Below are 15,683 nucleotides of genomic sequence, written 5' to 3' on the forward strand. Positions count from 1 at the left end.
TCTTCATTCCGATCAAATTTATCAATAAAAATGGTATCGAAATTAATATATATCAATGTCGATATAGTTATTATTATCAGAACAATAATTCCACACAAAAAAAGAATATTCGTTGTGAACTTATTAAACTCATCGTCATTATATCTGTATTTTGCTGTAAAACGCGTAGTAGCGTTACCTATTCCAAGATCAAGATAAGACAGTGCTAATATCAGTCCACCAAACATAGTATATAGACCGAAAACACCTAGGTTCAAAACTTCAATAATAAGAGGAGTAATTACTATCGCACTAAGGATATTAAATCCAATTGTGATATAAGAAACCATAGCTGAAAGCTTTATTGACTCATCATACTTTATCATTCATGTATTCTTAATATTTCATTAGTTTCTTTTCTGACAGACACTGCTACTTTAAAGTCATCTTTCATTTCACCTAAAGCAAGAAACATAACTATTTTTTCATTATCAGGAATGTTGGAAACTTTCTTAATCTTATTTTCAACAACGAATGGGAAACAGGCATTTAATGGACAAACACCAATACTTTCAGAGTGAAGAGCTAACATGAGGTTCATAGAAAATAAACCACCATCAATATACTGTTGACTTTGTTCGTAACTTGTAAAAGCCTTGGAGTCTGCGGTTACGATTATCAAATCATTTATTTGATCAGTAAAACCTGTTGTTCCATTTTGTAATGATAGGATTTTTTGTATTATTTTGTCATCATTATAATAATGCACTTTCCACCCTTGCCTGTTACAAACAGAAGGAGCCCTTTTCCCAAGTGTAACTGCAGATTTTATTTTATTAACATCAGTAATGGGACCAGAGAAAACCCTCACACTATGGCGTGTAGTTATTAAGCCACACTTAAGGCTATCTCTATCGAGTAAAAGTTTTTCTTTGTTAATAACTTTTGTGCCCCCATCAACATCATTCGTAGTGGCAATAAAAAACTCTTTTATTCTTTTTTTTAACTCACTATCAATAATATGATTATTTATATCATTAAATTCAACATACTCCTTTAACGTAGAGCTTATTGCGCTCATTAGTTTTGAATTACCATATTTACTCATATATAAAAATGAAGCATCAAGAAGCGCGATAATTTTATCTCTACCAAAACCCAAGCGCACATCAGGTAACGACAGCCCTTTCTCGATTATATGGTACTGCTTAATTAGATAATGCTCTAAATTCTCTTTTTCAGTAACATTTAATTTACTTGGATTAAATATATAACTTTTATACTTAAGATAATTGTAAATCAACCCAACGAACTCACCTAAGTTTGTCTGATAAAAAAATACAGCATAAGCTTTATTCTTTATTCTAGTTTTAAATTTCATTACTTGTTCCAATATATACCTGAAATGGTTTAATAAATTAGGGCTCTTTTATTTTACAGTGATGTTATGCGTTTCACTAATAAGAGACTTGTATTACATCATGCGCAGGAAAGGAGTCGAAGAGTTCCTCCGCTCATGCGACTAGACTGTAGCCTAATGCGTTCCTCGACAAACCACTTCGAGAATGACGAATCTGGACGATGTCATTCCAGCAGTGTTTTAGCTGGAATTTTAATAAGCTCAGGGTCAGGTCTTTCATTTTGCATTCCCAAGCTGCGTTTTATTGAATATTCTCACTTTACTATCTCAGCCTTCAAGACACCACTGAGACACTTTTTATTCATTTTGAGACAGCGACATTGCCGCTATCCTATATAGAGCCTAGGTTTTACTGTTTTCTTGAAAACAGTCCCAATAGGCTCTATTTTAACGAAAACTAAGACTTATCGCTCTCATAACTGTAGTTATAGTAACCATAGCCATATGATGCACTCGCTTTCTTCTCGACAGCATTAAGTATAAATCCTTTTACTTCTACTCCAGCCATTTCGAAGCGATTTCGTGCGACTTCAACCTCTTTAACTGTATTTTTGCCAAATCGACCCACCATCAGCGTTGTACCCGCTATAGCACCCACAATACTTGCATCAGTTACCGCGAGAACGGGCGGCGTATCGATGATAACTAAGTCGTATTCGCTTGATGCCCACTCAAAAAATTCAACTAAACGTGGGTGCATGAGTAACTCAGATGGGTTAGGTGGCACTTGACCACGAGTCATTACATCTAGGTTCTCAACTCCAGAAGCCTTAATTACGTCTTTAGTTTCCAATTTACCTGATAGCATTTCAGACAAGCCATTATCCCATTCCAGGTTAAAGTGGCGCTGTATATAACCTTTACGCATATCCCCATCAATAAGCAGTACTTTCTGACCCGTTTTAGCAATCACAGCCGCAAAATTAACCGATACAAACGATTTACCAATACCTGGAGCAGAGCCTGAGATCATCACCACATTGTTTTTCGCTTCCATCATGGCAAAATGCATACTGGTTCGCAGTCCACGTAGTGCTTCGATTGATAGATCTGCAGGGTTATGTTCGGCTAATAATGTTTCCTGTAATGTAAGCTTTTTCTTATGTTTATTTCGTTTTTGATTATCATCGATAGTCACCTGGGACTCAGACAATGGGATACTGGCATAAACCGCTAGCCCTATTGCTTCTATTTCGTCAGGGTTTTCAACTCCTTTATGCAGTGCTGCGCGAAGCAATACTGCAGCGATGGCCAACATGCCACCTAACAGTGTCGCTAATACCACTATTAGCGATTTTTTTGGTTTCACAGCTTGCGAGTATGATTGTGCAGTGTCTATGATGCGTACATTGCCAACTGTACCCGCTTTTAAAATGCTTAGCTCTTGCACCTTATTAAGCAGTTGAATATAAATCTGTTGATTTACTTCAACATCGCGTGTCATGCGCAGTACCTCACGTTGCGTTTTAGGTAACTGCTGCACTCGTTTATTGAGGCGTTCTTTTTCACCTAATAATACTTGGCGTTTATCGAGTAATGACTTGTACGCGGGATGATCTTTAGTAAAGCGCTGACTAATTTCACTTTCTTTGAAGGTTAACTCATTTAATTGTGCTTCTAGTTCTACCATGACCTTTAAGGTCGATTGTGCTTCTAAACCTAAATCGATTGAATCGTTGTCTTGGCGGAAACGATTTAGAGTATCTTCAAAACCTGTTAAGCCGGCTTTTATTTTTGGCAGATGACTTTGCAAAAACTCTAAGCTTTTTTCAGCTTCGGCTGAATCGCGGGCTACGTTTTGTAAAAAGTAGTTTTGGCTAACGTCATTAAGAATATCTTCAATGAGTGTTTTGTCTTCACCACTGAACGACAGTTGCAGTATGCCCGTTTGCTTACCACGTTCACTCACAGTGAGGTTCTGTTGTAACCATTGTATTGATTCTAGATGTGAACGTTTTACGACTGAAAATTCATCACCGCTACGACCCACTAAATCTTGCACAAATAAACGATACTCCCCTTGTATTGCCAGCTCACCCACTACGCCGGATAGTAACTTACGTCCATCTTGATTATATAACGTATAAGTGCCTTTACTTTTATCATCAAGGGTCAAAACAAAAGCCGTCGGTGCATAATTGGGGGGGTCAAAGCGACTGACCATAATACTATTTTGCTGACCACTGATACGGTCAAACCCTTTACCCACAAAAGGTAAGTATTTAGGCGCTGCAAGAGTGGTTAAATTTAATTTTTCAACCGTTTTGCTTAACACCATCCGTGATTTAATGATTTCTATTTCTGTAGTAGCAGAAGATTCACTTGAAAACATATCTCCCATATCACCCACAAGCGCCGACATGCCACTACTTTTTTGTTCTACTTGTATAAGAGCATCTGCTTTATAAATTGGCGTGGCTAATAACGCATAAGCAACGCCAATAACCGTAAATACACACGTTACTGCGACAATCAGCCAGCGAGCGTCGAGTAATATGCCAAATAGCTTACCTAAATCGATTTCATCCGTTGTACTGTTTTGCGTTGATTGTGGCGACTTGTTTTTTTGATAGGGGGGATTACTGCTCATAGCGTTAATAGAATCCAAATTATGACTTTAAAAGTGGAACACTTCGTTATTTTTATACAGTAAAGTGACCGAGTATCTTTCTGATTTATCGCAGGTTTAGCTTTTGATTTAACTCTTGCTTTAAAAGATCAATCTAGTGTATTTACACGTTTTACTCACTTGGCTATTTTTTTCGCCCAAGCTTTTGCGGAGTCATCGATTAACTGAAATGCATGATCGAACGCTTCTCTACTTTGACGGTATGGATCGGGTATATCTTGCTGGCCTGTCCATTGCCCAAACAGCATGGTTTTTCCTCGAGCTTCCGGTGCTATCTGGGTAATAGCTTCGATGTGGCCTTTTTCCATCGCTAGGATCAGATCGTACTCGCGACACAACTCACGAGTTAGTTGCTGCGCTTTATGCATATCCAATGAACAGCCATGCTCCGTAGCAACAAGGTTTGCGACTTTATCAGCCGCTTTACCACTTAAGCCACTTTTGGCTGTTGCAATGCCAGCAGAGTTAATGTTTTTGCCTGGCAAGTACTGCTTCAGCAGATACTCACCGGTTGGAGATCTGCAAATATTACCGACACAAACAATTAATATTTTTTCAAACATATACAAAGCCTATATTATATATTAATTTTGATTACCAATTTCTAATGCGAAGAGCGCCTTCAGTTAACTCATTGAAGCCGTTTATCGTCGGTACTAGTTGACCAACAACACGGTTCCAACGGGTAATAGGCGCTGCAGTCACATACACAATATCGTAAGCTTGTATGTCGAATGCGGTGCCTATTATCATTGCCGTTGGGTTTTCAATATTGAGTTGATATACATTCGCGACTACTTTGTTTTCGTTATCTTTACTTGCACGAATGACAAAAACCCCGGTAGCGTCTGAAGACAATTGATTTAACCCGCCAGCTGCCGTTAACGCCTCTGTTAAACTCATTCCGGCTCTATCTATTTTAACTATTTGAGGTTCGTTGACCTCACCCATAACAAACACTTTTTGAGCGTCATTACGCGGTACGTGAACAATATCGCCATCACGCAGTAATCTGTTCTGGGTTAAATCGCCCTTTTGCATTAAGCCATAAAGTGAAATTTGCTGTTCTTTTCCGTTACGTGTTAACACCACATTGCGCCAGTCAGCATCAGCAGCTAATCCGCCAGCTTGATTAATTGCATCGAGCAGCGTTAAAGGCACATTACTAATGGCCTGCTTACCCGGTTTACTCACTTCACCGGTTATATAGGCTTTTTGTGAACGAAAGTTAGCAACATTTACGTCAACCTGTGGAGTTTCAATATATTGTGACAAGCGAGTCGCCATCTCTTTACGTATATCTACTACCGTTTTACCGGCAACATCAACAAAACCAATATACGGATAAAATATTCGTCCATCGGCATGAACCCAGTTACCCGATTCGGTTGTACTGCGATATGAGCCTGCTGGTATGGTTAGTTCAGGATGGTCCCAGATGGTGACATTTAAGATATCAGCCGGACCGACGAAATATTCGTAGTTAGCCAGTTCTAAATCCAAGCTCGCATTGCTACGTCCTTTGATTTCTTGAGAACGCAGTTTTTGTACCAATGTTGGCGTTAAAGCGTAAACCGCTACATTGGGTTCTAATTCGTTCAAATCTTGCTTATTGACGATTTCAGTATCAATGCTTAAATGTTGCCCTGGTACCACACAACCGGCGAGGAAAAGAGTACAAAACGTAAGTGCTGCAATTTTCATATTTAGTCTGTTCATTTTTGTTTTTTATTTCATTAATATTGATGAATTATCGCGCGGTAACATGTTGTACCGATTACGTGGATACACCGTAAGCTAAGCATAAATTTGGTTGACCACTTTTATAAAGTGGTAATTTAACCGTACCGTTGAACAGTACATTAAAATGGTAAGAGATTTAATGCGCTGTATCAGTAGGGAAAGCATATAGAAGGAATTATTAAAGAGGATCTGCATATAGAATGCCTACAGTGGGCGCACTCAAATGGCTAAACTAGCAACAAAGTACTCAAATCCATGCGTTTTAGACACGCTACCGCCCACGGATTATGGCTTCCAAATTGCCGTATCATCTATCCCTAAGCAGTTTTCCTTACTGCCTGTACATATTACTGGGCAGTGATTATACATACTTAACGAGGGGAAAATGACAAAAAAATTGCGTTTTTTCTAAAATGAGCTATGACACCTTAAAAGAAAGGGTAAATGTTGGTAAACACGCCAGCAATCATCGACATCAGCTAACACTGTGAAGTCGCAAATTTAATATATCAGCCCCTGATTCTATTAGGGTTAATACAAATTTTAACTTGTTACTTTCAAAGGGGCTTATTGCTAGGTCATTTTTTGACAGATTGTGATTAGTATAAAAAGGGTGAGAACTAACAAAGGCAGTTGTGGTTCAATTTTTATAGCTATGCAATTCAGGCTAATAGCGAGGGGATGATGAGGGGGATTTAGTTAAGTTAAACGATAGAACCTCATAACATTTTCGGCCCATGTTAAGTATTACTGTTTCACGGCCTTATACAGTCTCATTATGCGAGTAAACCATTAAATGGGTCATTATTATAAAACGATGTATTTAGATGTTAACGCATCTCAGTATGATGCCGTAAAAGGGCACATACCGAGCGCTAACATTTTGCACCAGTATACTAAGAGCGGTTACCTTTACTGTTGTCTTCTTGTACTTAATGTAATCGAATCGTATTTACAGAAAATCGAGGTGAAAAATCAAAGCTACCTAAGCTACTAAACGATTGCGCACTTTAGACCTAAGCATTCGATGAAATACTTCATGTTAAGCTCGACCACAACAAACACACTCACAACATCATGTAACTTAGATCTGCTATCTTGTCGTAACAGCCTCTAATCTGTCTTAGCTAATCTGAGCCAAACAAGTCCCGTGTATAAACTTTAGCGGCTACGTCAGCTAAATCGTCAACCATTCTATTAGATACAATGACATCTGAAATCTGTTTAAACTCATTGAAGTCGTTAATCACTTTAGAATTGAAAAATGTAGCTTCGGCGAGAACAGGCTCATAGACAACGACTTCTATGCCTTTAGCTTTAATGCGCTTCATTATTCCTTGAATAGCAGAAGCTCTGAAATTATCTGAGCCTGACTTCATAATTAAACGGTAAATACCGACTACTTTAGGCTGCTTATTAATGATTGAATCCGCTATGAAATCTTTTCGAGTGGAATTGGCATCAACAATTGCACTAATTAAGCTGTTTGGAACATCGGCGTAATTCGCTCGAAGCTGCTTAGTGTCTTTGGGTAAACAGTAACCACCGTAGCCAAACGATGGATTGTTATAATGCGAACCTATACGAGGGTCAAGACCCACCCCTTCGATAATTTGACGTGCGTCTAAACCATGGGATTCTGCATAACTGTCTAGCTCATTAAAGTACGCGACTCGCATTGCCAGGTAAGTGTTAGAGAAAAGTTTAACTGCTTCAGCTTCTGTAGAATCAGTATAAAGAATGTCTATATTTTGTTTAATCGCAGCGTCTGCCAGTAAGTTGGCAAACACTCGAGCTCGTTCTGTACGCTCACCAATAATGATTCGTGATGGATGCAAGTTATCGTATAGGGCACGACCTTCACGTAAAAACTCCGGCGAGAAGATAATGTTATTAGTCTCGTACTTTTGCTTTACTGTTTCGGTATAACCTACTGGCACAGTAGACTTGATAATCATTATCGCATTAGGATTAATACCCAATACGTCTTGAATCACAGCTTCAACTGAAGATGTATTGAAATAATTATTGACCGGATCGTAATCTGTTGGCGTTGCAATCACTACGTAGTCCGCATCTCGATAAGCTGATTTCTTATCAAGTGTCGCTGTTAAATCAAGCTTATTATTTTGCAAGTAATGCTCGATCTCGGCATCAGCAATAGGTGATTTCCCCAGATTAATCATTTCTATCTTTTCAGCGACTATATCAACAGCAACTACCGTATTCTTTTGTGCTAACAATACTGCGTTCGACAGGCCTACGTAGCCTGTTCCTGCTATAGCAATTTTCATAAAAAACCTTTCAAAACTATTCGTTCAAGAGAAAAATAAAAGAATTTGAGTGCTCACACGTGTGTACAAGGAGTACAGATGATTAACACGTCTACGTGATAACTATTAACGACCTACCGAGTTGATTTTATAAACCAGTGTGATCGTTAAAACAAAAAATCCTCTTCATGAGGATTTTTTATGTAATACCATCACCTTTAAACAGAGCGTCTTACCCACGTTAATATTTGCCATACATGTGCAAGCGCCCAATTATAAGCGACAAAAATAACGATAAAACCAATAAACATGACAAATTCAGGTATAGCTAGTTTTTCACCTGCAATGCCGATAATTGCTAAAAATGCAGATAATAAAGTCACTCTCACTAAAGTTTGTTTACGTGTATAACCAGCTCGTTCAAAAATGTGGTGCAGATGGTCTCTATCAGGCTTAAATGGAGACACTCCCTTCTTTATACGTCTGTACATAATGGCAGCCATATCCATTAAAGGAATAGCGATTAGGTATAGTGCCGTTACCGGTGAAAGCGCCTTTTGGTCGGCAGAGGTTCCAATAACGAGTAACCAAACGACCGTTAAACCGACCAACATACTTCCTGCATCTCCCATAAATATTTTTTGTAGTTTTGAAGAAGGCCAACGAAGGTTAAACATTAAATAGGCAAATAATGAAGAAACGTACAACACCGGAAGTAAAAACCAAGCGCTGTCTACACCATAAAGTAAATATGCTAACGAGCTAAAAGTTACAACACTAAGCGCCCCAGCAAGCCCATCGATGCCGTCAACCATATTAAAGGCATTAATAGAGCCTATAACCGCGATTACGGTAACAAAAACACCGATTAAGCCTAACTTCAATTCAAAAAAATAAAGTATATTCCCAAAGCTCGTTAAGTAAAGCTCTGCACCAAAGATCATCATTGAAGCGATAATGACTTGAGAAGCGACTCGTAATCTTACAGAAAGATCATATTTATCATCTAACACGCCCAAAAAAATTATTAAAGCAGCAGAAATAAGATAGAGGTTCAGTTCACGGCTGTAATCAATAAAAGTTGTTGCTACGAGTAGAATACTAATATAGATGGCGACACCGCCAATCAAAGGGATTTCCCCTGAATGGAGCTTTCGCTCATTTGGTAAATCTACCAACCCGATTCGTTTGGCAACGGGCTTCAATAACAGGATAACGGAGCAAGTCAGAAGAAAAGTCAACACAGCAGGAATGAGACTAGTCATGAAAATCCCTTTAAAATAAGCACGTTAGATGAAATATATAATCTAAGAAAATAAAATATTTGCCAATATATAATCTATGGACAACTGGAATAAAACGTGATTAGTATAACAGTTTGCTTACCATAAATCATAGCTATAAATCATAGCTATGAAGAGAGAATATTATGAAACAATATTTATACAATTAGCGAGTTTTGGCTACGTTTTCCCAGAGTGTAAGTATACGATTACTTTCATTTATCCAACTAAAAATAGCTTACTATTAGAATCACTTATAAGAAAGTATACTACGACAAAGCTAACTAGATACCAATGAACTAGTTAAGCAATACAATAGACTCTAAAACTCAGTTTATGCTTATGATACACTTGATGTTTTTTGTTAAAGATTCAATTACGTGATCAGTATAATCTTATTGAATCGCGACTAATAACAAGCCTTACGCATTCAGTAGGAACTTAACTTCCTACTGATTTTGACTAAACTTGACCAACTCATCATTATTCTGCGTAAAGCTAGCGATAGGTATCTTCATAGAGCTTATTGATTACCTGCCAAGTATATCGGCATTCAGCAATTTGTTTCATTTCTGAGGATATAACCAACAATTCATCTTCCGTAATACATGCTAGTTTGCTATTTAACTCTTGTGCTGAAGAGAAATATACAGCTTTGTTTTCTGTACTATATCGATTGAAATTACAGTCAAAAGCAAATACTGGTTTTGTGAAATGCATAGCTTCTACAAGAGAAGGGTTAGTACCGCCAGCGGAGTGCCCGTGAACATAACCTTTACACTCGCTTCTTAGTTTAAAAAGCTGTTCTAAATCATATACCGGATCAATAATATCAATATTTGGTAAATCAGCAAATTTCGTTTTCAATCCTCGACCAAATTCACTCGAATTCCAGTTACCGATAAACTTTAGTTTATGTTCACTCTCAGAAAACGCAGTCAAAATCATTTCTACATTATTTTCAGGCTCAATGCGGCATAATGACAAATAATAGTCCCCTTCTGGACCAACCGTTTTACCCTTTATTATTGCATGATCACCACCATAGGCAATAACCACGTTTTTTTTGGTATACTCAGCATCAACATAGTCACCAATTGCTTTGTTGTCGGTAATGATTACGTCGGAGTATTTAACGGCCATAGATTCTGAAAATTTCAAAAACTTTTTAACCCATTTGTTCCATTTATCACGTTTCCACTCTAAACCATCGATGTTAGTGACAATTTTTGATTTAGAAAAGAAACGGTAGATAGGAAGAAAAAGACAACCCGATACACCGAGGATAAGCGTTATATCTGGTTTTTTAAATATGCACTGGATGAGCGAAATAACATCGTACGGTATACTTTGTACACCATTAGCGCTTAAAGGTATGTAGCTTAGCTTAGCTCCATTATGAACATATTTTTTTTCAGGGTAGGACTTACTTGAACAAAACACATCATATTCAATGTGATCACTCGAATACCTGGTTAAATTTTCAACTAAGGATTCGAATCCACCATAACACGCGGGAATTCCTACAGTACCTACAACAGCAATTTTTTTCATAATAACCTGGAAAAATCATGACAAAACAAAGTAAAATTTAGCCATAACTGACATATAAAAAGAAAGAAGAAACAGACGAAAATTGTAACTAATGTGAAACACTAAATAAAATCATTCGAAATCATGTAGGTTTTGAATTCTGAACTATAGATTTCAGAAGTAAACAAAGAGGCACATAATTGAGCATTTGTAGAGTATTTTAACCAAATTTCATAATCACTGGCTAACGTACCTAGAAAATCACTTATAGTATCAATATCACGGGAGTCTGAAAGTAAGCCATTCATAGGATTAACAAACTCAATCGGGCCACCCACTGGAGGCGCTACAGCAGGGCAGCCAAAAGTCATGCCTTCCAACAGCGACAATCCGAAGGTTTCAACCCATTGATCTGGTAGTGACAAATTTAAGATACAAAAGCTTGTCTCAAACATAACCTGAACATTATCAGGTCGTGGGAGTAGCACTAAATTAGCTGGGATAAAATTCAGATTTTGATAAGCCGTAAGTTCGTGTTCACTACAGTTTATAGCAGCAACAAAAGAAAATTGTTCAAGAACCTTTGCGAGTAAAGCAAGTTGCTTTATCCCTTTATAATCTTTTAGTGAACCAGCAAAAAAAACCTGTCTAGACTTGAATTTAGCTGGATAATCAAGATCTAAATTAGGTATAAAATCTTTCCTAAGTCCATTGTATATTACTGTTTGAACCGGCTTTTTAAAAAATTCGTCATTTAATAGATATTTAGAAACAAAAACAACATTGTCAGCCGTCCACTCAATAATCGTCCGCAAAAACTGTTTAAGTGGACGTGGAGAAATATGTGATTCGTGTACATAATAAATTACTTTAGACGCAAAAAGCTTGCCTGCTATCCCGGCACCACATGGCAATAACGTATTAATTAATAGCGAGGTTTTTCTTTTATTCTTTAATGACCGGATCAAGTAAAAAGATAAAACAGCAAAAAGGTGGCATTGCGACAACACATAATAAAAAAGTTGAAGTAACTTAATATTACTCCGGCGGTAGAAAACAGGGACCCTAATAACAGGCGCATTATCTAAGAAACCATCATGGCGGCTCGTAAACAAATAACGGTCACCTGAACACTCATCACAAGCTTCTATCGCATCACGAAGTACCCGCGGACTGCCACTAAAATCATTAAAAACATGAACAAAAAATACATCTTTCAACATCATAATCGCTTCTTTAAAATTTTTGCGGGAACACCACCAATGATACAGTTATCAGGAAATTCGCCTTTCACTACTGCACCTGCTGCAACAACACATCCATTCCCAACCTTAGTACCATCTAAAAGAGTAACTTTTGCACCTATCCAGCATCCTTTTCCGACACTTATACCTTGATGAGTCACACCTTGTAAACGGATCGGCATAGACGTATCATCAAAAATGTGATTTTCTGGATGGACACTAAAATAAGAACCGATAATCGTGTCATCACCTATTTCTACACCACCTGCACCACCAATATGTGCAAACTCACCGATCCCCACATTATCACCGAACACAATCCCCTTTCCAAGAGCAACAAAAGAACCGCTCACTTTAACTAAAGAAAATGCTCCAATCGAAGTCGCAGTCCCAAATACAATTCCATCATTACCAATAGCATCTACAGTACAACATCGTCCAATACTCACACCTTTTGAAAACTGCATTCTATTTTTCGAAGTTAGAACAACAGAGTTACCAATTGACACTAAGACTCTTGTTCTCAATATACCTCGAAACAAACATATACTCTGCCTAGTCAATAGTGTAAAAAGCTCCATACTGGTTATTGAAGGATCGATTTCAAATGGACGACCTCTTAAACGTACCACCATAAAATTGATTATCTTACTTAGCATTACTCGGCCTATTTTTTATAAAAATTGAAATTATAAACAGCACGACTATTGCAAATGAACTCATTCCATTGAATATGACATGACCAGCTATAATAGAATGAGAAAACAGCAATACAGCTGCTAATAAAAAGATAAAATGATTTCTTAAAGAGAAAAGTATATAGACAAACAAAGTTAAAAAGAATGAAACACCAACAATGCCATACATAAATAGTACGTCAAACAGATCAGTCTCCAAAGTATCATATATTGCGTTCTTTGGTACCTGAAATGAGACAAATGCTCCACTACCAAACAGTAACCTGAGATTAACGTCACTCTGCGCTAAAAAAACATGCAAAGCACCTTCTACATAACCAATCCTACCGCTACCAAGAAACATAATTAAACTTTCAGAAGCTTCATAACGCTTAACAACAACATCAAATACGACATTAAAAACTTCGTATACTTTAGGTAGGATCAAAATAAACCCGACAATTCCTAATCCTAACCAAACTGGCCTATACCGTGAAAACCACATCAAACAAAGTAAACAAATTAATGATAATAGCATCGCTGTTTTGGAGCCAATAACACCTGTAGATAAGGCAAATATAACAAGCGCTACAGTACTGACATTTTCGTATATTTTGTACTTTTTGAAAGCGAACATGATCAACGTCATCACGCCCATATAAACTCCGATCCCGTTGCCTGACGCAAAGAAGCCCTTAGTACCAAAACCATGCCCATATGTACTATTACCTAAACCTGATAAAAGCGAGAAAAAAAGCGAACCAGATATTAAATACAAATTCCACTTTAAAAACTTACCCAAAAGATGATAATCACGTTCATTTTTTAAATAAAACTTAAGAACAATACATGTTAGAACAATATAAACAATTTTATAGGCAGACATTATTCCATACATAACACCGTATGTTTGTAAATGCTGTAAACCATAAAATATTTCAATGCCGATTAAGTAATAAAGTAAAAAAACCCATCCTGTATTAAGTTTCTTAAAAAAACAGACCATGAATAAAATAATAGTAGCTAAAAGTCTACCTAATTGAGATGGCGACGCAAGTCCGCCTTCAGGCAGGTAACCACCGACAACTAAGAACCCATTCACCATGTCAAAGAATGGCAGAATAAGAAAAAGCAGAAATAGAATCATACCTTTTATTGAGAATGATATTTCTCTATAAGTTGATTTTTGTTGTTCGATATACGAGCTCATTAGCGAACTAAATCGCTATAAAGTTTTTGCCAATTGAATTTAGCCTTTGATTGTTCAGCAAGAGATTTACGGTCAAATTCAGGTACTGCTAATAGCCTAATGTTAATGGCTTTAGCTAATTCAATCTCATTATGCAGATTCGCGTACGTTATAAATCCATCCATACCTAGCTCTTGCGTGGCTGTATTAACAGTTGCTGATTTCTTAAATGCAACAAGAGGTAAACCTGAAGCGAACGCTTCCAGAATCGTTTGCCCTAAAGGTTCGTAACTGGAAGACATAACAAACATATCTGCACAACGATAGTACCTCTCTACATCTCTTAATGGTGGAATAATGGATACTTTATCAGCTAAACTTAACGACATTATCTTTGTTTCATAGCTCTTTAACTCTTCTCCTGCTCCGATCAAAACCAAATGGAACGTTTGACTAACATTAGCAACAGCATCAATAAGTAAGCTAACACCTTTAGCTTTAACAAAACGACCAACAAAAAGAATTATTGGTTGGTTAATTGGTAAGTTCAGTTCCCTTTTTAACGTTTCCCTTTCCTTGGCATCTACAGGGTAAAAGCGATCCGTGTTGACACCTGGTTTTACAATAGAATATTGGACACTATCATCACCAACAAGCGATGCGCATTGTTTTTTCATTGTTTCGCTAAATACAAAGACATTCGATTTTTTTAATGCGGCACGTTGAACTGTGCTGTGAAGTAGTATTTTTAATTTAATACGTAACCTTGACGACCAAGATAGAGGCTCTGTATTTTCGTGGCCAAATTGCTCAGAAAAAATTGATGGTACAAGATATTTAACACTTTTAAAACCAACAAGAGAAGCGATGAAAGCAGCAAAATGAAACCTGGCGATAACAATCGCATCAGGTGAAGCAAGCTTCTTTTGACGAAGTAATCTAAATAACAACACATTAGACCAAAGAATGTTTATTGCAGTTAATAACTTGAATTTAAAGGGCTGGAGTGGATATCGAGTAACCAGAACATCATCGACTAATTCAGTAGAGTGTCCTTTTAAAGTATCGTCCAGTCCTATATCGCTAACTATAATTTCTACATTGTCGCCAACTGACTGAGCTTCCTGTGCTAAATGCCGCAATGAATTTTCTATCCCTCCAATAGAAGGCCAATAAGCATTACTTAGTAAAATTATATCTCTAGGCATTTTTACCCCCACAATTAAAACCTCTCTGGATATTCTTTTTGTAATGATTCATATTTACTTTTATACTCATCAATTGATTTAATCATTTTTGCAGGGTTGCCACCTACTACGGTCCCTGACAACACATTTTTAGTTACAACACTTCCTGCAGCTACTACAACATTATCGCCAATGTTTATACCAGGCAAAATAATTGAACCGTAGCCAATAAAAACATTATTACCCACTTTAATACTATGACGATATGACCTTCTCGAACCTGGTAAATAGAGTTCATCCTTCATAACTAATGCAGAAAAGAATAATGTTGGGGAGGCATCATGCCCTAAAAAAGTAGCTCCTGTAACAGTACAATTATCTCCGATATAAAAACTATCACCTTTAGTTGAACTCGAGAAAGTACTGTTCATCACTATTGTTCCCACCCCCATTGTTACATTATACTTTTTAAGTTTATAACTCGTAACTTCAAATGAGTACTTAGCGAACAGATTTATTAAAGATT

General features: G+C 37.2%; 12 protein-coding genes and 1 pseudogene. All 13 read right to left on the minus strand.

Translation table 11 applies throughout. The annotated features are described in order from the left end of the window. Positions 1-365 (minus strand): annotated as a pseudogene (locus CXF86_RS22960) (hypothetical protein); the annotation flags it as partial. Beyond that, positions 362-1,360 (minus strand): nitroreductase family protein, encoded by a 999-nt coding sequence (locus tag CXF86_RS19235; RefSeq protein WP_102039790.1) that lies wholly within the window; start codon positions 1,358-1,360, stop codon positions 362-364. The pseudogene CXF86_RS22960 and the gene CXF86_RS19235, both read right to left, overlap by 4 nt. A 436-nt stretch (positions 1,361-1,796) precedes the next feature. After that, positions 1,797-3,989, minus strand: a complete 2,193-nt coding sequence (locus tag CXF86_RS19240) for a polysaccharide biosynthesis tyrosine autokinase (RefSeq protein ID WP_102039791.1) — start codon at positions 3,987-3,989, stop codon at positions 1,797-1,799. 155 nt (positions 3,990-4,144) lie between these two features. Continuing rightward, positions 4,145-4,591, minus strand: a complete 447-nt coding sequence (locus tag CXF86_RS19245) for an arsenate reductase/protein-tyrosine-phosphatase family protein (protein WP_102039792.1) — start codon at positions 4,589-4,591, stop codon at positions 4,145-4,147. A 31-nt stretch (positions 4,592-4,622) separates the two neighbouring features. Then, a complete protein-coding gene (locus CXF86_RS19250) occupies positions 4,623-5,732 on the minus strand; it encodes a polysaccharide export protein (protein ID WP_257985419.1) in 1,110 nt (369 codons plus the stop codon). A gap of 1,166 nt (positions 5,733-6,898) precedes the next feature. Beyond that, on the minus strand, positions 6,899-8,065 hold the full coding sequence (locus tag CXF86_RS19255; RefSeq protein ID WP_102039794.1) for a nucleotide sugar dehydrogenase: 1,167 nt from the start codon (positions 8,063-8,065) through the stop codon (positions 6,899-6,901). Between the two features lie 197 nt (positions 8,066-8,262). Then, the gene (wecA, locus tag CXF86_RS19260; protein ID WP_102039795.1) at positions 8,263-9,309 is read right to left on the minus strand and encodes a UDP-N-acetylglucosamine--undecaprenyl-phosphate N-acetylglucosaminephosphotransferase; all 1,047 of its coding nucleotides are present in this window, start codon (positions 9,307-9,309) and stop codon (positions 8,263-8,265) included. 516 nt (positions 9,310-9,825) lie between these two features. Then, positions 9,826-10,881: a DUF1972 domain-containing protein gene (locus tag CXF86_RS19265; protein ID WP_102039796.1), complete on the minus strand. Its 1,056-nt coding sequence runs from the start codon at positions 10,879-10,881 to the stop codon at positions 9,826-9,828. A gap of 101 nt (positions 10,882-10,982) precedes the next feature. Next, positions 10,983-12,086 (minus strand): glycosyltransferase family 4 protein, encoded by a 1,104-nt coding sequence (locus CXF86_RS19270; protein WP_102039797.1) that lies wholly within the window; start codon positions 12,084-12,086, stop codon positions 10,983-10,985. Continuing rightward, positions 12,083-12,613: an acyltransferase gene (locus CXF86_RS19275; RefSeq protein ID WP_219622743.1), complete on the minus strand. Its 531-nt coding sequence runs from the start codon at positions 12,611-12,613 to the stop codon at positions 12,083-12,085. The genes CXF86_RS19270 and CXF86_RS19275 overlap by 4 nt, the downstream gene beginning before the upstream one ends. A gap of 139 nt (positions 12,614-12,752) precedes the next feature. Next, positions 12,753-13,991, minus strand: a complete 1,239-nt coding sequence (locus CXF86_RS19280) for an O-antigen ligase family protein (RefSeq protein WP_102039798.1) — start codon at positions 13,989-13,991, stop codon at positions 12,753-12,755. Further along, positions 13,991-15,178, minus strand: coding sequence for a glycosyltransferase family 4 protein (locus tag CXF86_RS19285; protein ID WP_102039799.1), 1,188 nt, complete (start codon positions 15,176-15,178; stop codon positions 13,991-13,993). Before CXF86_RS19285 ends, CXF86_RS19280 begins: the two co-directional genes overlap by 1 nt. 14 nt (positions 15,179-15,192) lie before the next feature. Beyond that, a partial coding sequence (locus CXF86_RS19290) for an acyltransferase (protein WP_308303200.1) occupies positions 15,193-15,683 on the minus strand: 491 nt, incomplete at its 5' end.

Source organism: Shewanella sp. GutCb, from assembly GCF_002836135.1.
Taxonomy (GTDB): Bacteria; Pseudomonadota; Gammaproteobacteria; order Enterobacterales; family Shewanellaceae; genus Shewanella.

Coding starts and splice junctions, on each gene's coding strand:
- CXF86_RS19235 (WP_102039790.1), bottom strand. CDS start 1,360: ATGAAATTTAAAACTAGAATAAAGAATAAAGCTTATGCTGTATTTTTT.
- CXF86_RS19240 (WP_102039791.1), bottom strand. CDS start 3,989: ATGAGCAGTAATCCCCCCTATCAAAAAAACAAGTCGCCACAATCAACG.
- CXF86_RS19245 (WP_102039792.1), bottom strand. CDS start 4,591: ATGTTTGAAAAAATATTAATTGTTTGTGTCGGTAATATTTGCAGATCT.
- CXF86_RS19250 (WP_257985419.1), bottom strand. CDS start 5,732: ATGAAAATTGCAGCACTTACGTTTTGTACTCTTTTCCTCGCCGGTTGT.
- CXF86_RS19255 (WP_102039794.1), bottom strand. CDS start 8,065: ATGAAAATTGCTATAGCAGGAACAGGCTACGTAGGCCTGTCGAACGCA.
- wecA (WP_102039795.1), bottom strand. CDS start 9,309: ATGACTAGTCTCATTCCTGCTGTGTTGACTTTTCTTCTGACTTGCTCC.
- CXF86_RS19265 (WP_102039796.1), bottom strand. CDS start 10,881: ATGAAAAAAATTGCTGTTGTAGGTACTGTAGGAATTCCCGCGTGTTAT.
- CXF86_RS19270 (WP_102039797.1), bottom strand. CDS start 12,086: ATGATGTTGAAAGATGTATTTTTTGTTCATGTTTTTAATGATTTTAGT.
- CXF86_RS19280 (WP_102039798.1), bottom strand. CDS start 13,991: ATGAGCTCGTATATCGAACAACAAAAATCAACTTATAGAGAAATATCA.
- CXF86_RS19285 (WP_102039799.1), bottom strand. CDS start 15,178: ATGCCTAGAGATATAATTTTACTAAGTAATGCTTATTGGCCTTCTATT.